General features: G+C 71.4%; 15 protein-coding genes. 7 read left to right on the forward strand and 8 right to left on the reverse strand.

Annotated features, from left to right (window positions below):
- The first annotated feature begins 26 nt into the window (after positions 1 to 26).
- Entirely contained in the window at positions 27 to 1,982 is a 1,956-nt protein-coding gene (locus tag J8N05_RS07085; protein WP_247706177.1) for a YncE family protein, read from the forward strand.
- Between the two features lie 42 nt (positions 1,983 to 2,024).
- On the opposite strand, the gene J8N05_RS07090 is transcribed toward J8N05_RS07085, so the two are convergent.
- From J8N05_RS07090 to J8N05_RS07100, 3 genes are read right to left on the reverse strand one after another with little or no spacing between them, the layout of a single operon-like run.
- Entirely contained in the window at positions 2,025 to 2,942 is a 918-nt protein-coding gene (locus J8N05_RS07090) for a hypothetical protein (RefSeq protein WP_210881602.1), read from the reverse strand.
- Between the two features lie 2 nt (positions 2,943 to 2,944).
- Positions 2,945 to 4,681 carry a sulfite reductase subunit alpha gene (locus J8N05_RS07095; protein ID WP_247706679.1) on the reverse strand — a complete coding sequence of 579 codons (1,737 nt, stop codon included), beginning with the start codon at positions 4,679 to 4,681 and terminating at the stop codon, positions 2,945 to 2,947.
- A gap of 5 nt (positions 4,682 to 4,686) precedes the next feature.
- Positions 4,687 to 10,302 (reverse strand): glutamate synthase-related protein, encoded by a 5,616-nt coding sequence (locus J8N05_RS07100; RefSeq protein ID WP_210881604.1) that lies wholly within the window; start codon positions 10,300 to 10,302, stop codon positions 4,687 to 4,689.
- A 247-nt stretch (positions 10,303 to 10,549) separates the two neighbouring features.
- Here J8N05_RS07100 and J8N05_RS07105 point away from each other — a divergent pair, with 247 nt between their 5' ends.
- Both J8N05_RS07105 and J8N05_RS07110 read left to right on the forward strand, forming a co-directional pair.
- Positions 10,550 to 10,936 (forward strand): hypothetical protein, encoded by a 387-nt coding sequence (locus tag J8N05_RS07105; RefSeq protein WP_210881605.1) that lies wholly within the window; start codon positions 10,550 to 10,552, stop codon positions 10,934 to 10,936.
- 179 nt (positions 10,937 to 11,115) lie between these two features.
- Positions 11,116 to 12,435, forward strand: a complete 1,320-nt coding sequence (locus J8N05_RS07110; RefSeq protein ID WP_210890052.1) for a phosphatase PAP2 family protein — start codon at positions 11,116 to 11,118, stop codon at positions 12,433 to 12,435.
- An 85-nt stretch (positions 12,436 to 12,520) separates the two neighbouring features.
- Here J8N05_RS07110 and J8N05_RS07115 read toward each other — a convergent pair whose 3' ends face one another.
- From J8N05_RS07115 to J8N05_RS07125, 3 genes are all read right to left on the reverse strand, one after another.
- On the reverse strand, positions 12,521 to 13,429 hold the full coding sequence (locus tag J8N05_RS07115; RefSeq protein ID WP_210881606.1) for a peptidoglycan-binding protein: 909 nt from the start codon (positions 13,427 to 13,429) through the stop codon (positions 12,521 to 12,523).
- A gap of 141 nt (positions 13,430 to 13,570) precedes the next feature.
- Positions 13,571 to 14,224, reverse strand: a complete 654-nt coding sequence (locus J8N05_RS07120; protein WP_210881607.1) for a DUF4232 domain-containing protein — start codon at positions 14,222 to 14,224, stop codon at positions 13,571 to 13,573.
- Positions 14,225 to 14,324: 100 nt separating this feature from the next.
- Entirely contained in the window at positions 14,325 to 14,891 is a 567-nt protein-coding gene (locus tag J8N05_RS07125) for a DUF4232 domain-containing protein (RefSeq protein WP_210881608.1), read from the reverse strand.
- Positions 14,892 to 15,250: 359 nt separating this feature from the next.
- Between J8N05_RS07125 and J8N05_RS47240 the strand changes: the two genes are divergently transcribed.
- Complete coding sequence (locus tag J8N05_RS47240; RefSeq protein ID WP_247706178.1) at positions 15,251 to 17,893, forward strand: hypothetical protein; 2,643 nt, start codon at positions 15,251 to 15,253, stop codon at positions 17,891 to 17,893.
- Between the two features lie 57 nt (positions 17,894 to 17,950).
- On the opposite strand, the gene J8N05_RS07135 is transcribed toward J8N05_RS47240, so the two are convergent.
- On the reverse strand, positions 17,951 to 18,712 hold the full coding sequence (locus J8N05_RS07135; protein WP_210881609.1) for a polysaccharide deacetylase family protein: 762 nt from the start codon (positions 18,710 to 18,712) through the stop codon (positions 17,951 to 17,953).
- Between the two features lie 215 nt (positions 18,713 to 18,927).
- Positions 18,928 to 19,959, reverse strand: coding sequence for a DUF6215 domain-containing protein (locus J8N05_RS07140; RefSeq protein ID WP_210881610.1), 1,032 nt, complete (start codon positions 19,957 to 19,959; stop codon positions 18,928 to 18,930).
- A 189-nt stretch (positions 19,960 to 20,148) separates the two neighbouring features.
- On the opposite strand from J8N05_RS07140, the gene J8N05_RS47245 reads away from it, so the two are divergent.
- The 3 genes from J8N05_RS47245 (at position 20,149) to J8N05_RS07155 (ending at position 23,040) form a co-directional block, all read left to right on the forward strand.
- The gene (locus tag J8N05_RS47245) at positions 20,149 to 22,203 is read left to right on the forward strand and encodes a PA14 domain-containing protein (RefSeq protein WP_247706179.1); all 2,055 of its coding nucleotides are present in this window, start codon (positions 20,149 to 20,151) and stop codon (positions 22,201 to 22,203) included.
- Between the two features lie 50 nt (positions 22,204 to 22,253).
- On the forward strand, positions 22,254 to 22,781 hold the full coding sequence (locus J8N05_RS07150; RefSeq protein ID WP_210881611.1) for a hypothetical protein: 528 nt from the start codon (positions 22,254 to 22,256) through the stop codon (positions 22,779 to 22,781).
- Between the two features lie 85 nt (positions 22,782 to 22,866).
- Positions 22,867 to 23,040 carry a hypothetical protein gene (locus J8N05_RS07155; RefSeq protein ID WP_210881612.1) on the forward strand — a complete coding sequence of 58 codons (174 nt, stop codon included), beginning with the start codon at positions 22,867 to 22,869 and terminating at the stop codon, positions 23,038 to 23,040.
- Positions 23,041 to 23,062: the final 22 nt, after the last annotated feature.

The following is a 23,062-nucleotide window of genomic DNA, read 5'->3' on the forward strand; positions in this document are numbered from 1 at the left end:
GTCACATCACTGTGCGCAGGCGCAGCATGTCGATCGCGACGACACTCGCGGTCGTCCTCAGCTCCGCGGCTCTGGCCGCGGGCACAGCGGGTCCGGCGTCGGCCGACGCCGCGAAGGTTCTACCGGTGGCGTCCGTGGGGGACATCGTCGTGGACGGCGCCCACCGGCGCGTGTACGTCTCCGATCCCACCGGCGGCAAGATCGTCGTCACCGACTACACCGGTGCCGTACGGGCCACCCTGACCGGGCTCTCCGGCGTGAGCGGCCTCGCGCTGTCCGCCGACTCCGGGCAGGTGTACGCGGCCGTCAAGAACGGCAACCGCATCGTCTCCGTGGAGACCGGCACGTACACCCAGACCGCCAGCTATCCGGTGGGCGCGGCCCCCGTCGACCTGGAGGTGGTGGACGGCCGGATCTGGTTCGCCCACGGCACCGACTTCGGCTCGCTCGACGTCTCGGGCGCCGAGCCCGTCGTGCACCTCGCCCAGCGCGGGGACGTCGGCTTCTCCGGCGGCTTCGGCATGTACCTGGCCTCCGACCCGGCCGTCCCCGGTGTCCTGGCGGTCGGCAACGGCGGCGACCTCGCCGTGTACGACGTGTCCGCCGACGGGGCCGCCCTGCGGGTCAAGGGCCGTATGGACACCGCGGTGCGGCAGATCGACCTGACGCCCGACGGCGGCCAGGTCCTCACCTCGTGGGGCGACCCGGAGTACGGCTACGGCATCGGCGCCTACGCGGCCACCGACCTGACCGAGCAGACCGGTTACCCCATCGACGCCTACCCGAACGCGGTGCGCGTCGCGCCCGACGGCAGCGTGGCGGGCGGCAGCAGCTCCTGGTACGACCCGGACGTCCACATCCACCGGCCCGGCGACCAGGTGCCGGTGCGGGAGTACGACTTCCCCAACACCGGCAACAGCAGCGGCGCCGACACCCTCGTGGACGGGGCGCTCGCCTGGGCGCCGGACGCGAGCCAGGTCTTCGCGGTCTCCGTGAACACCTACGGCACGTACACGCTGCGCGCCCTGTCCGACCCGACGAAGGAGCTGCCCACCCTCAAGGTGTCGGCCCCCACCAAGTCGGACCGCGCCAAGAAGCTCACCGTCACCGGCAGGCTGACCTCGAAGTCGGCGCTCCCCGCGGGCACCTCCCTGAGCGTGACCCGTACGGACGTCGAGTCGCCGGGCGGCAAGGCGCTGGCCGCCGTCAGGACGAAGGCGGACGGCAGCTTCTCCTTCGCGGACACCCCGCCCGCCGGCGGCAAGGTCACCTACAAGGTGTCCTACGCGGGCGACGCCACGCACGGTGCCGCCACCGGCTCCGACGCGGTGGAGGTCTCCCGCAAGGCGACCACGCTGACGCTCGACAACAACGGCAAGGTGTACGGGTACGGCAAGGACGTCTCCTTCACCGCGCACCTCGGCACGACGTACAAGAACCGTACGGTCGCCATCTACGCGGACCCCTTCGGCTCCGACAAGCCGAAGAAGCTGCTGAAGACGGCCAAGGTCAACTCCCGCGGCAACCTGTCGGCGACCGTCGACATGACCCGTGACACCACCGTCTCCGCGGTGTTCGCGGGCGACGCGCGCTACGCCGCCAAGACCGTGAAGTCCACGGCGTACGCCAGGGCGAAGGTCTCCACCACCGTCTCCAAGCACTACAGGACGGCGAAGATCGGCTCCACGACGTACCAGTGGTTCCGCAAGAACACCGACCCGAAGTTCACCACCACGATGAACTACTACGCGGGCCGCAAGCAGCGCTTCCAGCTCCAGGTGTACTACCAGGGCTCCTGGTACGACTCGGGCTCCGAGTACTTCGCCGTCGGCACCAACGGCAAGTCGGTCGTGACCCTGGAGGCGCCGGGCGAGTCCGGCATCCGGGCCCGCGTCCGCTCGTCGTACATCAACGGCTCGTCCGGCGACACGGTCAACTCCACGACCCACGGCGCCTGGAAGTACATCACCTTCACCAACTAGGGGGTCCGGTCCGGCGCCTGGCCGTGTCGATCGACCGGCCGGTCAGGCGTCGGGCAGGGACGCCGCCAGGTGTTCCCACGCCGTGTGCACGTCCTCGCCGACCATCCCGAACTGCGTGACGACCGCGACACAGCGCCCGTCCCCGTCGTCGAGTTCGAGCGCCGAGGTCGGGCCGTGCGCGGCCGTCGAGCGCACCAGACGGCAGGCCCGGACGCCCGCGAGGTCGATCTCCACCGAGCTGTCCGCGATCGCCGCGAACACCCGCCCGCCGACGGTCCGGTCGGTGACGTGCACCCGGCCCCCGCACGCCTGCAGGGCACCGGGGCCGAACACCGCGATCCCGATCGGCAGCCCGACGGAACAGACGTGGTCGAGGACCGCGGGCACGACATCGGTCTCGATCGCCCGGTGCTCGCCGCGGTAGCGGTGGAAGGCCGCGCGCCGGGCGGCCCCGCCGTCCGCCAGCACCGCGTCCAGCTGGGCGAGTTGGTCGCCGTTCTCCCAGTCAGGCACCCCGGGCGCGGTGGCCGGTCCGGCCGCCGGGAGGCCCGGGGCGACCGTGCCGGCGAGCCCGGCCAGCAGCCGGTCCCCCTCGGAGAGCAGCCGCCCCTGGTGCACGGTCCGGCCGTCCGCGTCGAGCAGGCTCAGGGCGACCGTGCCGCCGTCCTCGTCCCGCGCGACCACGGCCGAGGCGATCGAGCCGCCGTCGACACGCAGCGCGATCGAGCCCGGGTGGACGGCGAACGCCTCCCCGAGCAGGCTCGGGACCGCGTAGCTGCCCGCCTGCTCGATCCGGGCGACCGGTCCTCCGGTGATCGCCTGGACGTACTGGAAGAGCGTCAGGCACCGGGCCAGTTCGGGCATCCGCGCGTCGATCAGCCGCACGCTGCTGTTCCGTCTGCCGCAGCACCCCTCGAACGCGCACTGCCCGTGCCGGTAGGGGTCGTCGTGGTCCGTCATGCTCAGTACACGTCCCGTACGTAGCGCTTCGCCCGGCGCAGATCCGCCAGGTACTCGGCGGCGTCGGCGTTGCCGCGTCCGCGCTGTCCGGCGATGACGCCCAGCAGGGCCGCCTCGACGTCCTTCGCCATCCGGGAGGCGTCACCGCAGACGTAGACGTGCGCGCCGTCCTCCAGCCAGGCGTACAGCTCGCGGGCCTGCTCCCGCATCCGCGTCTGGACGTACACCTTCTCGGTCTGGTCGCGCGAGAACGCGAGGTCGAGCCGGGTGAGGACGCCGCTGTCGCGCAGTTCGGCCAGCTCGTCCTCGTACACGAAGTCGGTGGCGCGGTGGCGGTCGCCGAAGAACAGCCAGTTGCGCCCCTCGGCGCCCCGCGCGGCCCGCTCGTGCAGGAAGCCGCGGAAGGGCGCGACGCCCGTGCCGGGGCCGATCATGACCATCGGGGTGTCGTCGTCGGCGGGGACGCCGAAGGAGGCGTTGGGCTGGAGGTAGACGCCCACGGGCGCCTCCTCGCCGACCCGGTCCGCGAGATACGACGAGGTGACCCCCGCGTACGTGCGCCCGCCGGTGTCGTAGCGGACGGACGCGACGGTGAGGTGGATCCGGTCCGGGTGGGCGAGCGGGCTCGACGAGATCGAGTACTGGCGGGCCTGCAACGGCCGCAGGAGCGGCAGCAGTTCGGCCGGTCCGGGTGCGGCCGGTCCGGCGTCCCGGAGCAGGTCGAGCACGTCCCGGCCCCACAGCCAGGACTCCAGGTCGGACCGGTCGCCGTGCGCGACGACCGCGGCCAGCTCGCTCGACGGCGCCCGCTCCACGAGGTCGGCGATCAACTCCTTGGACGGCGTACGGATCTCGCGCTCGGCACGCAGCAGTCGGGCGGTCTCCTCGTCGCCGCCCGCGCCCAGGTGATCGAGGAGCGCGCCGACCAGCGCGTCGTCGTTCAGCGGTACGACGGCCAGCGCGTCGCCGGCCTGGTAGGTGATGCCGCTGTCGCCGAGGTCGAACTCGTAGTGGCGGATCTCCTTCGCGCTGTCCGGCGAGGACAGCAGCCTGTTCACCAGGAGGCGGGAGGGGTAGGGGGTGCGCTTGTTCCAGGGGGAGCGGGTGCGGGCGGCCGGGGCGCTCGCGGCGGAGGCCGTGGTGGCGGTCGCCGTCGTCGTGCCGGTCTCGGCGGTCAGCCGGTCCAGGACCGCGGTCGTCCAGGCAGCCGCGGGCTCCTCGAAGTCGACGTCGCAGTCCACGCGGTCGTGCAGCCGGGTGGCCCCCAGCTGTTCCAGACGGGTGTCGATGAGCTTCGCCGCCTGGCAGAAGTCGTCGTACCCCCGGTCGCCGAGCCCGAGGACCGCGTAGCGCAGCCCGTCCAGGCGCGGCGCGGTGTCGGCCTGGAGCGACTCCCAGAACAGCCCGGCGTTGTCGGGCATCTCGCCCTCGCCGTACGTCGAGGCGAGGACGAGCACGTGGGACATGGCGGCGAGCCGTTCGGGTGTGACGGCGTCGAGCGCGGTGGCGGTCCCGCCGAGGCCGTGCGCGCGGGCCCCGGCGACGACCTCACCGGCGAGGAACTCGGCGTTCCCGGTCTGGGTGCCGAACAGCACGTCGACCGTCGCCGTGGGCGCGTCGGCCGCGGCGGACGCCCGGCGTCCGGCCGCGGCGACACCGGCGATGAACCCGGCGAGCCAGGCCTCCTGCGCGGCGGAGAACGGCGCGTCGGCCGGGATGAGGAGCCCGGTCGGGGGCATGGGCGTCACGCGGTCACCGTCTCGGTCGTCTCGGTCGGGGCCTGCGGGGCGCGGCGGCTCGCCAGGTCGTCGAGCGCCGCCGTCGCGAGCAGTTCGTCGAAGCGGGCGGCCCGTACGCGGCCCGCGTTCTTGGCGTTCTGGTGCATGATCCAGCCGTAGGTGCCGGGCGCGTCCACGCTGAGGTTGTTGCGCTGCCGCAGTGCGCGCTTGTAGTCGTCGAGGCGCTTGACCGCGATGAGCGTGGCCAGTTCGTCGTCGTCGAACCGCTCCAGCGTGCCGCGCAGATACTTCACGACCCGCTGCTTGACGAAGAAGTCCTCGGTGAGCACCAGGTTGCGGACCGCCCCGGCGATCCGCGGGTCGTCCGGGCCGCTCGCCCCGGGCACCCGCTGGAGCGCGAGATCCTGCGCGACCCCGAGCACGGTGTACGACGACAGCAGCGAGAACATGTCGTCGCCGCCCTGGTCGCCGAAGGCCGGGGCACGGCCGCCGAGCACGGTCCGGCGGTCGCGGTAGTCGACCTTGAACGCGCGGAGCTTGTCCGTCGCGATCGAGGTCGCCAGCTCGTCGAGGAGCTGCCCCCGGCTCGCCGCGGCGAGGATCTCACCGGCGTCCTGGTACAGGAGCAGCGCCCGGGGCATCCCGCAGTACACGTGCCGCCGCTCGGACTCCCAGTCCGCCAGCAGCCGGGCCGCGAGCGGGGAGCCGGTGGCCTCCAGATGCCAGGCCAGCAGCAGTCGTACGGCCTCCTCGTGGAAGGCGCCGTGCCCGGTGTCGGTCACCGGGAACACCAGCAGCGAGTCGGCGCTCACCCGGTCGCGGACCTCGCCCGAGGGGTCGTACTGGTAGAGGAACCCGCCGCTCATGCCGTTGCCGAGGCCCTTGCCGAAGCCGCCGAGGTTCAGGACGGTGCCGCCGGTCATGTACTCGCAGCCGAAGTCGCCGACGCCCTCGACGACCGCGGTCGCCCCGGAGTTGCGTACCGCGAACCGGTCGCCCGCCTCCCCCTGCACGAACGTCCGGCCGCCGGTCGCGCCGAACAGCGCGAAGTTCCCGACGAGCACGTTCCCGCCGCGCTCCGCGCTACCGCCGCCCGGGGCGCGGACGACGATCCGGCCGCCGCTCTGGCTCTTGCCGACACCGTCGTTGGCGGTGCCGGTGTGTTCGAGGGCGATGCCGTCGTTGCAGAACACGCCGTACGACTGACCGGCGGACCCGGTGGTACGGATCCGGACGGCGCCGTCGACGAGGCGGCGCCGGCCGCGGTCGTCGACGGTGACGGCGGGTACGCCGGTGTCGCTCCTGCGGCCGTCGTGGTTGAGGAGCCGCTCGATGTCGATGGAGAGCTGGCCGCCGACGGACTTGTCGCTGTTGCGGAGCCGGACGCCCTCGACGAGCAGCGCCGGCTCGCGCCGGTCGAGGAGCGCGGCGCGGACCCGCTCGATGAGCGCGTCGTCGGTGGTGAAGTCCTTCTCCAGGTATTCGGGGTCCGTGACGGCCTTCTCCGGCACGCGCGCGAGCAGCCGACGCACGTCGAGCCGCCCGACGCTCGCGGGATGGTCGAGGAGCTGCAGCAGATCCGTCCGCCCGCGCGCCTCCCGCAGGGACCGCAGGCCCAGCCGGGCGAGGATCTGCCGGACGTCGTGCGCGATGTTGAGCAGGTACTGGGCGAGCGCGCGCGGGTCGCCCTCGAAGGCCTCGGCGTTCGTGGTGAGCCCGGCCGGGCACTTCACGTTGCAGTTCTTCGCCATGACACAGCCGAGCATCATGAGCGCGGTCGTGCCGAACTCGAAGCTGTCGCCGCCGAGGAGCGCGGAGGTGACGACGTCGGAGCCGGTCTGGTGCGCGCCGGAACAGCGCAGGACGACCTTCTGGCGCAGCCCGTTGGCGACGAGCGCCTGGTGCACCTCGGCGACACCGATCTCCGCGGACCGTCCGGCGTACTTGAGGCTGGTGACGGCCGCGGCGCCCGTGCCGCCGGTGTTCCCGGCGACGTTGATGACGTCCGCGCCCGCCTTGGCGACACCGACCGCGATGGTGCCGATGCCCTCCGAGGACACCAGCTTCACGACGACCCGTACCCGGGCGGCCTTGCAGTCGTGGATGAGCTGCGCGAGGTCCTCGATCGAGTACGTGTCGTGGTGCGGGGGCGGAGAGATCAGCTCGATGCCGGGGGTGCCGCCGCGGGCGGCGGCGATGTCGACCGTCACCTTCGGCGCGGGCAGCTGACCGCCCTCGCCGGGCTTGGCGCCCTGCCCGATCTTGATCTCCAGTTCCTCCAGCATCGGATCGGCGAGATAGCCCGCCCAGATGCCGAACCGGCCGGACGCGAACTGCTTGATCCGGGAGCCGCGGATGGTCCCGTAGCGGGAGTGGTGTTCGCCGCCCTCGCCGCTGTTCGACAGGGCGCCGACCATGTTCGTGCCGTGCGCGACGGCCTCGTGCGCGGTCGCCACGAGCGCCCCGTGGCTCATCGCGCCGGAGGCGAGCACGCAGGTGATCTCGTGCGCGGGCCGCACCTCGTCGAGGGGCACGCTCGCGGGCGCGCTCTCCAGCAGCCCGAGCAATCGCGCGGCGGTGCCGGTGGCGGTGACGGTGACACCGTCCGCGTCGGCCTCCAGCGTCTCGACCTGGCCGGGATGCGCGAGGGCGAGCCCGCCGGCGAGGGCGAGGTGCCGCTCGGCGGGGTCGTCGGGCCCGGCGGCGGAGGGGCTGCCGGGGGTGAGCCGCAGGCGCAGGGTCACACCGCCGTCGGCGGCCGGGTCCGTGGCGGACACGGCCGTCACGGTGACCCCGCGCACCATGACGCTCGCGTTGCCGTCGGTGGAGAACCGGCCCAGTTCGCGGGCGAAGTCCTGAGGGGTGCGCAGGCCCGTGACGTCCGCGGGCAGGGCCAGTACGTCGCGCAGTGCCGACGGGCGGCGCGAACGCTCCTCGTGCGTGGTGCGCAGGAACGCGCGGTAGCCCGGCGTGATCCGGAACGCGTCGATCTCCGCGTCACTGAGCGCGTCGTACCCCGTGTTCCGGTACGCGGTGTCGGTGATGCCGAACGCGTCGTCGAGCTGGCCGAGCGTGAGTAGGCGCAGCGCGTCCGAGTCGCCGGTCCGCCCGAACTCCGGCCGCTCCTCGACCATGTCGCCGAAGCCGCGCACGGCCGTGACCCCGAACGAGTGCCCGGCGCCGTCCGAGCGCTCCTTGAACAGGCCGAGCAGCGGGATCTGCTGCTCGCCGTCGACCGTGCGGGCGCGTTCGTGCCAGTCCGTCGCGGCCTGCGCGATCCGGGCGAAGCCGACCCCGCCGACCGGGGCGTCCATGTGCGGGAAGGCGCGCGCGAACACGTCGTCGCGGGTGTCGAGGTAGTTCGGTTCGAAGAACGCGCCGCCGATGTAGCTCTCGGCGGTGCACAGCCCGACGCGCCCCATGGTCTTGGCGAGCGCCTTCTCGGCCGCCTTGCGGAACTTCGCCAGCGCCCGGTCGGTCTCGGTGATCTCCCCCGCGGGCGCCGGAGCGGCCGGGTGCCGCTCCTCGGCGCGCAGCCGTGCGCTGAGGCTGTAGACCGCCGAGGCGCCGAAGCCGAGCGCGGTCGCGACATGGTGCGAGGACGGCAGCTGACCGCTCTCCGCGACGAGCGAGACGCGCAGCCGCAGCCCGGCCTCGATGAGGCGCTGGTTGACGGCGGCGACGGCGAGGACGACGGGCAGCGGCGCCCGCGTGGACGAGATCGCACGGTCGCTGAGGAGGGCGATACCGCCCCGCTCGGCGGCGAACCGCTCCACGTCGTCGCACAGGCGCGTCAGCGCGTCCCGCAGCGCGTCGGCGTTCGCGGTGGTGTCGCCGGTGACCGGCTCGTAGAGCATGGCGAACCGTTCCAGCGGCACGATCCGCTGGTCGCGCAGCCGGACCATGTCGAGGTGCCCGAGCACGGGCGAGGCCACGACGAGCTGGCGCTCGCCCACGTCCCCGATGTCTCCGGTGCCGTCCGGCTTGGGACCGAGCGCGACCCGCATGCTCATGCCGTCGGCCTCTCGGATGCTGTCCAGCGGCGGGTTCGTCACCTGGGCGAAGCGCTGCGAGAAGTACTTCGCCATACCGCCCTCGGTGTCGCTGAGCGCGTTGATGGCGTTGCCGTAGCCCATCGCCGAGATCCGCTCCGACCCGTCGGCGAGCATCGGGTCGAGCATGAACCGGAAGCTCTCCTGGTTCAGCCCGTACGCCACGTACCGACCGGCCGGCGTCAGGTCGCCCTCGTACCCGAGGGTGGTGGTGCCCCGGTAGTAGTCGGGGGCGGGGATGCCGTCGAGGTTCACCCGGGCCGCGTCGAGCAGTTCGCTGTACGGGCGGCGCGCGGCGAGCGAGTCGAGCACCTCGCGCGTGCGCATCCGCCGCCCGGTCCGGTGGTCGACGACGAGCATGCCGCCGGCCTCGATCCGGCCCCGGCGCACGACCTCCTCGTCGGGGAACGCGACCTGCCCGGCCTCCGAGGACACCATCAGGTACTCGGCGGTCTCGACGGTACGCAGCGGACGCAGCCCGAGCCGGTCCAGCCGGGCGCCGATGACGTCCCCGTCGCTGAAGATGACGGCGGCGGGCCCGTCGTTCTTCTCCTCGTACAGCGAGAAGTACTCCAGCATGTCGCGGACGGCGACGGGCAGGGTGCGGTCGTTCTCCCAGGCGGGCGGCATCAGCGACACGACGGCCTCGACGATGTCCAGGCCGTCGTCGCAGACCCGGCTCTGCAGGGTCTGGTCGAGCCGGCTGGAGTCGGACTGGCCGGGCGGCCGCACGATGCTCCGGGTGCGGGCCCGCGCGAGCGCCTCGTCGCTCAGCCGGTTCTTGCGGTCGGTGTTGAGCTCGCCGTTGTGCGCCATGAGCCGGAACGGCTGCGCCATCGTCGGATGCGGCTCGGTGTTGGTGGAGAACCGGGTGTGGAAGTACAGCGAGCGCACGGAGTGCCGCGGGTCGCACAGGTCACGGAAGTACCCGACGATCTCCCCGGAGTTGAGCCGCCCCTTGAGCACCTGGGTGCGCGCGCTCAGCGACAGCGGATACAGCCCGGCGTACGCGTCGTCGGCGTAGGCGGCGGCCTCGACGGCGAGCAGGGCGCGATGGGCGGCCGAGTCGACCTCGGGGCGCTCCCAGGCGTCCGGGGCCCGGAACACCCACTGCACGAGGGGGAGCTGGTACTGCTCGGCGGCGGGCCGGGCGACGCCGTGGTCCACGGGCACGTCCCGGACGAGCAGGAGGTCGAAGCCCTGCGCGGCGAGGGTGCGGCCGACCAGGTCCACCGACGCGTGACGCCGTACGCCGTCCGTCGGTACGAAGCAGTTGGCGACCCCGAAGTGTCCGGGGCGCAGCCGTTCGCCGGTGAGCGCGCCGAAGAACTCCACCGACAGGTCGACGCTCACGCCCGCCCCGTCGCCGACACCCTCGGCGGACGTGCCGCCGCGGTGCGGGATGGCCCGCAGCGCCTCGTCGCCCCGGCGGACGACGTCGTGGCTCGGCGTCCCGTCGAGCCGGGTGATGAAGCCGACGCCACAGGCGCTGTGCTCACGGGCGGGGTCGTACAGGCCGAAGGCGGCGGAGGGCGAGGCGGCGGAGGGCGAGCCGGTGGAGCGATTCACGTGCGGGTCCTCTGAGCGGGTTCCGGCTGGGGGCACTTCCCAGGCCCGCGGGGCACTGGGGGAGGGCGGCCAGGCTGCGTCGGTGGAGCGCTCGCCGAGGGGGACCGGTGCGCCGGTCGAGGACCGGGCCCGAGTGGTGCGACTCAGTACGGTAAGCCTTACCTAAGTTAATTCGCAAGGATGTGCCGTGGACGTGGACGTGTACGGGATCTCCCGGGCGGGGGCACCGGGCAGGCAAGATGTCCCTATGAAAAAGCTGTCCGTACGATCGGCCGGTCGTGACTCCGCCTGTGCCGGTTCCGCCGGGTCGGTGCTGTCGCTGTGGTCCCAGGACTCCGTGCTGTCGATCGGCTCGGTGGGCTCGGTGCTGTCCATCGGGTCCGTCGGTTCGGCCCTGTCCGTCGGTTCGATCGGCAGCGCCCTGTCGGTCGGTTCGATCGGCTCGTCCCTGTCGCTGATCTCGACCGGCTCGTGGCTGAGTACGGGATCGCTGTTCTCCGCGCAGTCGCGCTGGTCGGTGCTGTCGTGGCGCTCGACCGGCGGCTTCCTGGCGGTGGGAGCGGTGGGCGCCGCCGGCGCCGCCGTCGGCGGGGCCCTGCTGACGGCGCGGCTGCGGCACCGGGGTCAGGGGTGAGGCCGGAACCCGAACGGTGATCCGCCCGTCTTCCTCTGCCGAGAGGCCCGGCTCGGGCCTGCCCGCCCCCTACCAAATCGACTGAAGACTTGAAACATATAAAATCGCAGGTCATCACCCGGACGGACACCGGCGCCGCGCCCTCCCTGTGGCGCCGGCGACGGGTGAGACTCTGGGCCGTGGTGGGTGTGGCGGCCCTCGGGTTCATGATCGCGCTGGAGATCGCCGCACGTCACTACGGCCTGCCGGGGCCGATCACCAACCAGGTACGGGAAGTGGTCTTCGCCCCCAAGTCGGGTGGGCTGCTCTACGCGAGCATGGCGCTGACACTGGTGGTGCTCCCCTGGCGGCAGCGGTTCGTCGCGGTCGGCGCCGCGGTCGGCATCGACGCCGTCATCTGGCTGGTCCGGTGGGCGGCCGACATCAGGATCACCGACGGCCACCCCTTCGGGAACGGCGCGCTGTGGGTGATCCTCGGCTGCGCGGTCATGGCCTTCACCCGCCGCACCGGCCAGGACCGCGTCCTGCTGCTGAAGGGCGTCGGGCTGGGCCTGCTGCTGGTGGTCGGCCGCAAGACCGGGGACACCTGGCTGCTCATCACCTCCAAGACCCGCCCGATGGTGCTCGACCAGTACATGGCGACCGCCGATCACGCGCTGGGCAACCTCTCCTGGCCGATGGGCAGGCTCGTCACCGCGTCCGGCCCGTTCGGCTTCGGTCTCCTCGACTTCGTCTACGGCCAGCTCGCGGTGGCCGCGGTCGTCGTCGCCCTGTACCAACTGCGCAACGTCGCCACCGAGCGCCGCTTCCCGGGCCATCACCTGGTGCGTACGTTCCTGGTGATCGGTCTCCTCGGACCGGCCGTCTACATGATCTTCCCGGTCGTCGGACCGGTCTTCGCCTTCGGTGACGGCGCCGAGCACTGGGCGTCGGTCAGCGTGTGGGCGCAGGACGCCCCGTCCAGCGTCCAGTGGGCGGTGGGCGATCTGTGGCCGCGGACGCCGCCGCCGATCGGTGCCCCGCAGCCCATGGGCTTCGACGGCATCACCCCGCGCAACTGCATGCCCAGCCTGCACACGGCGTGGGCCGTCACGATCTTCATCCACTCCAGGAAGGGCCCGCGGCTCATACGGTTCGCGGGCGCGTTCTGGCTGATCGCGACGCTGACCGCGACGCTCGGATTCGGCTACCACTACGGGGCGGACCTCGTCGCCGGTGTGGTGTTCGTCCTCACGATAGAGGCGGCCCTGCGCGCGTACGACCGCGGCTGGGACCGCTCGGGGATCCGGCTGGCCGCCCACGGCGCGACCGTCTTCGCCGGACTCCTGGTCGCGTACCGCTTCCTGCCCTCCGAGATGGCCCGCTATCCGTGGATCTACGGGCCGCTCGTCCTGCTCGCCATGATCTCGGTGATATACGGCTACGTACGGACCACGACGGCATGGGAGCCGAAGCCCGCGCCGACGCCGCAGCTGGACCCGCAGCCCGAACTCGCCTGAGCACCGGGGACCGGACCGGACCGGTCGCCGGGGACCGGTCGTCGGACGGTGTCCCAGGCGGCCCGCCCGCCCGCCGGGCGGCCGTTCAGGAGAACAGCAGGCGCCAGGTCAGGGGGCCAGGGATGCCGTCGGCGTCGCCGCGCAGTTCCTTGCGCGACTTCTGGAAGTCACGCACGTTCAGCCGGTCCGCCTCGCCCCAGGTCCTGCTCGGCCCGACCTTGTAGTGGTCGCCGAAGCCGCGCTTGACCAGCTGCTTGCCGAGCTGGAGCACGTACGCGTTCGACGTCCCGGCCCCGAAGTACTTGCGGCCGGGGAAGGCGGGGACGGCGGGCGTGGTCGTCCCCGGGGTGTCGTCGTCCACGTCCAGGTCGGCCTTCGCGTACTTGAGGATCCTGGCGAAGTCGATCGCGCCGGGGTCGCCGTGGACGTTCTCCGGCACGTGCATGTGCCCGCAGACACCCTTGAAGGCAGTCCACTTCGCGCCCGACATCCGCTGCCCGCCGCCGTTCGCGTACGAGGTGGGGTACGCGGGCCACGCCTTCGGGCCGGACAGCGGTACGCCGTGCTCCTCGTGCATCCAGGCCACGAAGCGGGCGACCGCCTGCAGGGCCCAGTCGGGCGCGTCCGGCCAGTAGATGTGCGCCCGGCCCGCCGTCTTCCACTTCGCGTGCGTCGTCGGGTCGCAGGTGCCGACGAGTTCGACCTGGCACACGTTCAGGGTGTTCGTCTCGACGCCGCCCGCCAGATTGACCAGCGCCCGGGAGGAGGTCTCGATGTCGAAGTGCTGGTACCACTTCAGCTTCTTGGCGGCGAGGTCGGGAACCGCCGTCAGGTTCGGCGCGGAGGCGCCACCTCCGTAACCGGGCAGGGTGGAACCCTCCGTGGTGTGCAGGACGACGACGTTGACCTGCATCGGGTCACCGCCGAAGTCGTCCTGGTACCAGTTGGCACGGCTCGCGGAGGGGTATCGCTGGGGTCCCGTCTTGGTGCTCATCACAGACTCCTGGGTCGAGTACGTCCTGCACCCTTGAAGAACGGCCGCGGGCGGCACATCGACTCAGAACGCGGTCTGCGCGGTCCGCGCGGATCGTGGAGTCCGCGCGTTCCGGTCGGTCCGTGGTGTCCGTCGGTCCGGTCAGCCGAAGGGAACGGCGTCCGTGGGAGAGGTGTGCCAGTTGGTGACGATCGGCTCGTCGACGGTGATGGTGTCGACCGACAGGCTCACCGGGTCGGGGTCCTCGTTGCCGACGGCGACGATGATGCTCTCCAGCTCCTTGCCACCGTCCGCGTCGGTGGTCTTGGGGTTCACGCCCGCGTAGGCGGTGACGTTCCCGGTCAGCTTGACCGGCTCGCCGACGCTCTGCTCCGCGGGCCCCGCCTCGGTGCCGTCGGACCCGAACGCCACGGTCGGCAGCTCGGCGGGCAGCCAGCAGGTGATCCCCGACTTCGCCTTCGCGATGATCAGGACGTAACCGCCGGCCTGGCTCTCGGACCTGGTGGACCAGGTGATGTCGTTGGCGCCGCAGCTCTGTTCGACCTTCTCCCGCGTACCGTCACCGGTGTCGACGCCGGAGCCCGTGTCCTTGTCCTTGTCCGCGGCCTGGCCACCGCCCCCGCCCGACGAACCGGACGGCGTGGCCTTGTCGTCCGCCGAGCCGGCGGAGGCGGAACTCGACCCCGCGCCGGTGTCCTCGGCCTTGCCGTCCGTGTCCTGGCACGCGGTCGTCAGCAGGGCGCTGCCCACGACGACGGCGGAGACGAGGAAGGCCCTGCGACGGTTGCCAGACATGAAATTCCCTTGACTGAGGTGAGGTGAACTGAGCTGATGTGAGGTGTGGTTGAAGGGGGTGGCCGGTCACGGCGGCTCGCAGGAGCCCCGGGCTACGCCGCTACCAGACGAGGGCGTCCGCCGCGTTGTCCTGCCAGTACGTGACGGCGGCGGAGCTGTTGAAGAACACACCGCCGCCGGGCAGCTTCAGGGTCTTCTCCGTGGCGGTCGCGTGCCCCTTCCTGTCGGTGAGGATCACACCGAGGTTCTTCACCTGGCTGCCGCCCTCGCCGTCGGGGGAGTACGTCAGGATCCCGGCGTACGCGGACCGGCCGGGCTCCAGTACCAGCACGGACTGCGGGGTGCTGTCCTCGACCCACTGCAACGGGGCCTGGGCGTCGGCACCGGCCCGCAGGAAGGGAGCGCTGTAGGCGTAGCAGGGCTTCGTGCCCGTGTTGGTGGCCTTCAGCAGCAGGTGGTTGATCGGCCGGGACACCGTGCTGACGGACACCTCGGTGTTCGCCGTCGTGCAGGTGGCGATCGAGGACGCCTCGGCGCTCGCGGCGGTGGAAGCGGCGGAGGCGGTCTGCCCGGTGGCCTGGAACCCGACGAGCGCGAGGGCGGCGACGGCGAGGGAGGAGGCGGCGGTACGGGAGAAGGAACGCGTGGAACGCGTGCTCTTACGCATGAGTGGACTGCTTTCTCTGAACATCGGGTGGGTGGCACACACTCGGCGAGTGGTTCGCGGCGAGTGGTTCGCGGCGAGTGGTTCGCGGAGAGTGGTCCGCGGCGAGTGATCCTCGGCGAGGCGCCGTGCTGGGAACGACTCCACCTTGTGCCGCCCGCCGTCCCGTCCGCCACTCCACCGGGAATTACGGGACGCTGGAATGCTCAAACGGCCCCTGAGCTGGGGAAACTTGACCCGCCTGGAACGCCGGACGGAACGCGTGCACACCACCATTTAGAGTGTGCTGACCGTCGCCCGTGACAGCTGTGCCGGGGACGGTCCCAGGGGACGGTCAAGTGGAAGCATCAGGGGGGCGATCGATGTCCGAATTTCACGCGCGGCGATTTCGAAGATCCACGGCGGCGGGGCTGTGCGGGGCGGCGCTGACCGCTTCGGCGCTGCTCGCGCCCACGCCGACGCTCGCGGCGACGGCTGGGGCTGTGGTTACCGCGTCCGGCGGCGGGCGGGCCACGGTGGGAGTGGTCTCGCCGGCGGAGAACGAGGGCGAGGGCGGTGAACTCCGCACCGGTCGGAGCACCGAGTCGGGTGACGACGGCCGCGTCGAACTCGTCGACGGACAGGACGTCCGGGTGACGGCGGACGCGCGGGGCGCGGCTCAGGGAGCCCGCTACTCCGTGGCGTCGGTGAACGGCTCGGTGTCCGTACGGCAGACCGGGAAGTCGGCCTCGGACGACACGACCGCGACGCTTCCGCTGCCGACGGAGGCCGGTGGCACCCGGCGTGCCACCACGGCCGCTGCCGTCACCACGACTGCTCGCACCACCACGGCGAAGGCGGCCGCGGCCACGTACACGGTCAAGCTGACCATCACGCACGCCGACGTGGCGTCCAAGTCGTTCTACGTCTGGGACCGCAAGACCTGGACCGCGTACGCCGTCAAGGACGACCCCACGAGCGACTCGTCGACGGTGAAGCTGCCGCCGGGCGACTACTTCTCGGTCGCGCTGCACAACGACTGGCTTGCGCCGAGCTACCTGCTCACCAGCAGCTTCACGGTCGGTTCGGCGGCGAAGACGGTCAGCTTCGACCAGCGCGCGGCCAAGGAGACCGCGATCCGCACCGACGACACCACGGCCACCCGTGAGGCGTCCGCGGTGTGGATCAGCGTCCCGGGCGGCGGCCTCGCCGGCTTCGCGGGCTCGGGGGCCGACAAGGTGTACGTCACCCCGTTCTCGGTGAGCGGTGTCTCGCTGCGCCTGCACGAACTGCTGGGCAAGAAGGGCTCCTCCGCGAGCACACCCAGCCCCTACCGCTACGACCTCACCCACAGCTTCACCACCACGGTGCCCGCCACGCCCGTCAAGACGGTCGCCGCGTCCTCACTGGCGAAGACCGTCACGACGGTGGCCGCCCCGGGCACGCGGACGACGGCCGCCCTGCAGAGCGTCCCCGACTTCGGCGAGTGGACGGGCGTCTACATCGGCTCCGCGGTGCCGACGGCCGGCTCGGTCACCGAGTACGCCACTCCGGGCATCACCTACGGCCGCCTGTTCTCCTACGGCTCCGACGGGACGACCCTCGACCTCCCGGACCGCACGCTGTCCGCCGGGACGGGCGCGGGCGAGACCGTGGGCGGGGCGCCCGCGCAGCCGGTCCGCCGTGAGTGGGGCGGCTCGCAGCGCAACTCCGGCAAGGTCTGGCTGTACGAGCCGCACACCTTCGGCGACACGGCCGGCCACCGGGGCACCGACGGCCGCGCGACGTACTCGTACCGGCTCAGCTCCTCCGACGGAGTCACCTACGCCCAGGCCGACGGCCTCGACGCGTACGCCACGCTGACGTCGGCCGCGCTGCCCTCGCAGCAGAAGACGTACACCCTCGACCAGACGGCGCACCGCCGGGCCCCGTACACCCGGCTGTCGACGGACGTGCGCAGCGAGTGGACGTTCCGCTCGGACTACACGGCGAGCGGTGAACTCCCTCTCATCGACACGCAGTTGAAGGTGGCCGGGCTGGACGGTCTCAGCCGCGCGACCGCCGGTCCGGTACGCATCGACACGAGCGCGACGACCCGCGCCACGGACGCGGCGGAGGCGAACACCCGGGTCACCGGGCTCGCCTGGTCCACGGACGACGGCGCGACCTGGACGGACGCGGCCCTCGCGGCGGACGGCTCGGCGACGGTCGACGTCCCCGCGACGGCCTCCTTCGTCTCGCTGCGCGTCACCGCCGCCGACGACCAGGGCGGCGTCCTGCGCCGCACCGTCACGCGGGCGTTCGCGGGCCCGGCCCCGCAGGGCGACGAGACCGTGGGCGCGACCCGCGTCTCGAACGTCGTGGTGAACGGGGGCAAGGCGGTCGAGCTGACCGACCAGCCGCTGCAGGAGTTCACGGCGAAGTTCACCGCCACCGACCCCTCGGGGATCGCGGGCGGAGACATGTACCTGTACAAGGGCCCGTACGACACCCCCGACGCCGTCATCCACGGCTCCTGGGCCGCGACCTGTACGAAGACCAACGCGACGACTTCCACCTGCGAGACGCAGTTCGCCTACATCCAGCCGCGCGGGCTCCTGGGGCGCAACTCGCTCGCCGGTACGTGGAAGGTGGCGGCGTGGGCGGAGTCGGCGGACGGCAAGAGCCGTACCGACGTACACGCGGCCAAGACGGTCCCCGTGCTGCGGGACGCGAAGCTGACGGCCAACGCGGCTCCCGAGCCGGTGACCAAGGGCAAGACCCTGACCGTCACGGGCAAGCTGTCCCGGGTGGACTGGGAGACGCGCGGCGGCTACCACGGCTACTCGGCCCAGAAGGTGAAACTGCAGTTCCGCAAGAAGGGCGCGTCCGCGTACACGACCGTGAAGACGGTCACCACGGACAGCTCCGGAAACCTGAAGACCACGGTGAAGGCGTCCACGGACGGCTACTGGCGCTACAGCTTCACCGCCACGTCGACGACGGCCGCGGCGAACGCGACGGGTGACTACGTGGACGTGCGCTGAAGCCAATCCCTTTGGCGGGCTACGTCCCGCCAAGGGGAACGGTCAGCTCACGGGCGATCAATGCACAGGGAACCCGAAGGTGTGGCCCTCCGCCTTGAGCTGGGGGAGGATCTGGCGCAGGGCCTCGACGGTCTGGGAGCGGTCGCCGCCCGCGTCGTGGAAGAGGATCGTCGGCCCGTCGGGGAGTTCCTGCTCGACGGTGGCGACCATGGTGGCCGCGCTCGGACCCTCGAAGTCCTTGGTGTCCACGTTCCAGCCCAGCGGGCGCATTCCGTGGGAGGCGGCCAACTTGCGGCTGTACGGGGTGAAGGCACCGCCCGGCGCCCGGTAGTACATGGGCCGTACGCCCCCGGACGCCTTGACGATCATGCGCTCGGCGTCGAGGATCTGCTGCTTCTGGTAGGCCTGGGACTGCTTGTCCATGGTGGTGTCGTGCGACACCGAGTGGTCGCACAGCCGGTGCCCCGCCGCGACGACCTTCTTCACGAGGTCGGGGTGCGCCTCGGCCTGCGTACCCACCATGCAGAAGGTGGCCTTCACCCCGTTCTCCCGCAGCACGTCGAGCATCTGCGGGGTCCACACGGGGTCGGGGCCGTCGTCGATGGTGATGTTGACCCCGCGCGCACCCTTGTCGGAGGCGTGCACGATGGTCTCCGCGACCGGCTTGACGGCGGTCTCCGAGGCGGCCGGCTTCGACGAACCGCCCACGACGCCGGCCTGCGCGGTCCATACCGAGGCGCCGGTGGCGGCCAACGCCACCCCGAGCGCCGCGCCGATCACCTTGCCGTGCCAGCCGCGTCCGCCACTGTGCCGCGCCATATCCGCCCCGCTCCCCCGAAGTTACCCACCAACTCCCCGGTCACCCGGCGACATTCAGAACAGTACGAGGAACGAAGCGGTCCGGACGCCCCCGTTACGGATCAAGGACAAACCCGAAGAGGTTCGCGGACAACTTGGCCTGTGGGAGTTGGAGTTGGGGTACGTGCGCCGAGTGGGCCCAGCCGAATTCCCTGGTGTCGGTGTCGGTGTCGGCGTCAAGGCCGTTCGGGGATCTTCGGCAGGACCCTCTCGACGATGTCGACGAGAACGCTGTCGCTCGGGAGGGTCCCGGACGTGCTCCACACACTGATGTCGCAGTAGCCGCCCCGGTCGTCATGGTCCAGCGCCACCGTCACCGACCTGGCCAGGGGGCCTTCCTCGACCGGCCCGCCGGATGCGCTGCCTCCGAGATCGATCTCGAACTTCATGGTGTGCGCCGAGGAGAGCACCGCGGGCCGGCCCAGCACCGTGAGCTTCCTGACGTCCGTCTCGTCCCCGAACTCCATCAGCTTCACGTACTGGCCGATCGACAGCCTGTTGTACGTGGCCGAGAGATTCACGGTGTACGTGTCGAACGTGACCGAGGCCTCCGGCGCGGCGACCTTCTCATCCGTCAAGGGGGCGGTGTTGTTGGTGCTGGAGACGGAGGTCGCGGTCTCTCCCGGCGTGCCGAGGAGTTCGGCCAGGTCCGGCCGGTCGAGCGCCTCGCACAGCTCTTCACCGGTCACCGGCCGGGGCGAGTCCTTGTAAGCCTCCGGCAACTCCTCTTGGGACGAACCGTCCGAACAGGACGGGGCTTGCGGGGTGTTGTCGCTGGACGGCACATAACGCGGGAGTGCCCACAGCGCGACCGCGATCACCCCGAACACGGCCACGGCGGCAGCGGCCTGGCCCCACGCGTTGGGTTCCTTGTCCTGCGGCTGTGGCTGCGGCTGCGGCTGTGGAGCGGCACCGACTGCACCCCCATCCGCACCCCCGTCTCCGTCTCCGTCTCCGTCCCCGTCCCCGTCCCCGTCCCCGTCCGAGGATGCTGCCGCACCTGGATTCCGGCGGGTACGCAGGGCCCGGACCACCGTATGGACACGTACGGCCGTGAACACGAGGAACACCGTGCCGAGGCCCGCCGCGACCCAGTCGTGGTCGTGGACGGCGAGATACATGATCCGTACGCCGAGAACAGAACCGAGCACGATGAGCAGGGGCTCACGGACCCAGAACGGCAGGAGGCGGATGAGGAAACCGAGCATCCGGTGATCTCACCAGGGCAAGATCACATCCGCCGTGACGGAAGCCACAATTCCGGGCATGTACAGAGCAAGTCGAGGCGGCGGCCGTGAAAGGGAGGAGGTGGGGGCAACCCTGCCCCCACCTCAAGGGTCACACAGGCGTCACTCATCACTTCGCTTTCCCAAGGTCCGGAAAGGGCCCCACTCTCCGTGCTGACTCGTACCCGGCTGACCGCGGTGGCCGCGACGGCCTCCCTCGTCGCCGTCGGCGGCCTGCTCACCGCCGCCCCCGCCTCCGCGGCCGTCACCTGCGCCTCTCCCCTCTGGAAGGCGCAGTACTTCGGCAACTCCGCCTTCAGCGGCACCCCGAAGCTGACCGCATGCGACTCCGCCATCGCCGAGAACTACGGGCACGGCGACCCGCCCGGCGTCACGCTGCCCAAGGACAGCTTCTCCGTCCGCTGGTCCCTCACAAGGGACTTCGGCTCCGGCGGCCCCTTCCGGCTCTCCGCGTCCACGCAGGACGGCATGCGCGTCTACGTCGACGGCGTACGGAAGATCAACCTGTGGAAGAACGTCTCCACCACCGCCCGCAAGACCGTCGACCTGACCGTCCCTGCGGGCAAGCACACGCTCCGCGTGGACTACGTCGCCTGGACCGGCACGGCCCAGGCCGGGTTCACGTACAGCCCGCGCACCTCGGCAGCCGTCGACGCCGTCAAGCCGCTCGCCCCGACCGGCCTCAGGGGAACGTACGACCAGGACACCACGAAGACCACGCTGCGCTGGACCGTGAACAAGGAGATGGACCTCGCCGGTTACCGCGTGTACCGCCGGCTGGGCACCGCCCCGTGGGCGAAGGTCAGCGGCTCGGCGCCGCTCACCTCCCCGTCCTTCGTGGACGCGACGCCCGCCACGGGCCAGACCTTCCTGTACGAGGTCCGCGCGGTCGACAAGGCGGGCCGAGAGTCGACCGGCAGCCCCGACGTCACCGTCGCGTCCGTGGACCGTACGGGTCCCGCGGCGCCGACCGGTCTCACGGTCACCGGCGACGCGTGGTGGGCGAACCTGGCCTGGCAGGGACCGGCCGACGCCGCGACGTACGAGATACACGCCGCCTCCACCGCCACCGGCCCGTTCGAGCTGCTGGGCACGACGACCACGACGACGTACCGCACCAACGCGCCCGTGAACACCGCACGCCACTACCGGGTCCGCGCTCTCGACGCGCTCGGCAACCCGTCGCCGTACACCACCGTCACCGGCGACGGCGTCGACCGGACCCCGCCGAAGTCCCCGGCCTCCCTCGACGCCATCGCCCGCGTCGGCCGCACCGAGGTGTACTGGAAGCAGCCCGACGGCTTCGACGAGGACTTCTCCAACGGCGGGACGTACCGCGTCTACCGCTCGCCCGGCAAAACCCTCGACCCGGCCACGCGCACCCGCGTGACCTGCGCCGAGGAGAGCGACGAGACCAGCACCGGCGGAGTCTGCGAGGACGTGGACATGCCCTCGGGCACGTACGTGACGTACGCGGTCGCGGCGGTGGACCCGGCTGGCAACGAGTCGGCGCCGTCCGCCCCGCTCGTCGTCCGCACCGGCGACCGCGTCGCGCCCGGCCCGGTCACCGGCGTGCGGGCCACCCCGCGCGCCGACGGCATCCTGCTGAGCTGGACGGCCTCGCCCGAGGACGACGTAGAACGCTACGCGGCCTGGTCGGGCACCCGACAGACCGACGGCACGATCAAATGGCTCGGTACCGCCGACTGCCGGGAGGGCACGAGCGACCCGCTCGCGGTCCTCTGCGGCGACCTGCCGGACGGTGAGACGTACGTGTACGCGATCGTCGCCAGGGACCGCTGGGGCAACGCGCTGCCTCCGACCGACCCGAAGGTCACCCCCGTGGAGGCCACCGAACTGGACGTCCGACCGTCCGTGCCCGTCACCCGGGACTGGCAGCTGGGCCCCACATCCAACGGCACCGTGATCGGCGGCCCCGACGAGGACGGCCCGACCGTCGGCTGGAGATGCACCAGAACAACGGACTGCGACACGGTGACGGGCTACCGGATCACCCGCTGGAACACCACGACGAAGACGTACGAGCCCTTGCACACGGGCCTGCTGAGCCCGGATACCAAGACCTACACGGACACCGGGGCCGCGCGCGGGGCGACGCACTTCTACACCCTGCAGGCGGTACGCGCGGACGGCAGCGTGGCGGGCACACACGTATGGAACTGCGTCTTCCAGGACCGGGTATAACCGCACGTATATCTCGGCAGGCGGTGTGATCGTCCTGGCAGGATGCCGTCGTGGGGAACACCTGTGCGTGGCCCGTGTTGAGGACCACAGATCTGGCCGAGGCATTGACGCTCGCGGAGAAGTTGCTCGCGTCGGCGTTCTGGTACAGGCCCGACGGCTGCTATCTGGACGCCTGGGCACGCGACGACGACGCACTCCGGCGTCTGACAGACGCTAGTCCTGGGGCGAGGGTCAGGTTCTACAGGGAGGGCCGTACCGCGTCGACCGCGAACGTGAGCCTGGGGGTGTCGGATTTCGCGCAGGCGAGCGACGCTTTGAGCACCTGGGCAGACATCACCAGGTGCTACGTCCTGTGGCACGACCTGAAGTGGCCGGCTGTTCCGGAGCTTGGGCTGAGCGAGGAGTACAAGTACGCCGAGCTGCAGGTCGCGTGCAACAGTCACACGATCCACTGTGACGAGTGGGCAGCGGAGCACACCGTCTTCGTTCATGCACGACCAGGCCACGACGCACGAGCTGCGTGGCTGGCGGCGCAGGTCGGAACCCGAGTCGTCGGACCGCCCGAGGAGGGGTGGTGACCGACTGGATGATCTTCGGGGTCATGTGGCGTGGGGCAGGAACGGTTGGATCGAGAGGATTTGCTGCTTGAGGGGGCGGAAGGGCATGGATGCCGAGGACGAGCGCTCCCAGACTCTCACCGCCGCCTTCGCTGACCGCAGCAAGGCCATCTGCGAGCGGTGCGGTGCGCATGGTTGCTCGCTGCGTGAGAGCCAGCGCATCGATCTGGTGCTGTGCGAACGGTGCGAGACGCTCGTTCCGGAGCACGGCCGTCTCTGACTGGTGTGTTTGTGGTGCGTTC

Source organism: Streptomyces liliiviolaceus (genome assembly GCF_018070025.1).
Classification (GTDB): domain Bacteria; phylum Actinomycetota; class Actinomycetes; order Streptomycetales; family Streptomycetaceae; genus Streptomyces; species Streptomyces liliiviolaceus.

Coding starts and splice junctions, on each gene's coding strand:
- J8N05_RS07085 (WP_247706177.1), top strand. CDS start 27: ATGTCGATCGCGACGACACTCGCGGTCGTCCTCAGCTCCGCGGCTCTG.
- J8N05_RS07090 (WP_210881602.1), bottom strand. CDS start 2,942: ATGACGGACCACGACGACCCCTACCGGCACGGGCAGTGCGCGTTCGAG.
- J8N05_RS07095 (WP_247706679.1), bottom strand. CDS start 4,681: ATGCCCCCGACCGGGCTCCTCATCCCGGCCGACGCGCCGTTCTCCGCC.
- J8N05_RS07105 (WP_210881605.1), top strand. CDS start 10,550: ATGAAAAAGCTGTCCGTACGATCGGCCGGTCGTGACTCCGCCTGTGCC.
- J8N05_RS07115 (WP_210881606.1), bottom strand. CDS start 13,429: ATGAGCACCAAGACGGGACCCCAGCGATACCCCTCCGCGAGCCGTGCC.
- J8N05_RS07120 (WP_210881607.1), bottom strand. CDS start 14,224: ATGTCTGGCAACCGTCGCAGGGCCTTCCTCGTCTCCGCCGTCGTCGTG.
- J8N05_RS07125 (WP_210881608.1), bottom strand. CDS start 14,891: ATGCGTAAGAGCACGCGTTCCACGCGTTCCTTCTCCCGTACCGCCGCC.
- J8N05_RS47240 (WP_247706178.1), top strand. CDS start 15,251: ATGTCCGAATTTCACGCGCGGCGATTTCGAAGATCCACGGCGGCGGGG.
- J8N05_RS07135 (WP_210881609.1), bottom strand. CDS start 18,712: ATGGCGCGGCACAGTGGCGGACGCGGCTGGCACGGCAAGGTGATCGGC.
- J8N05_RS07140 (WP_210881610.1), bottom strand. CDS start 19,959: ATGCTCGGTTTCCTCATCCGCCTCCTGCCGTTCTGGGTCCGTGAGCCC.
- J8N05_RS07155 (WP_210881612.1), top strand. CDS start 22,867: ATGGATGCCGAGGACGAGCGCTCCCAGACTCTCACCGCCGCCTTCGCT.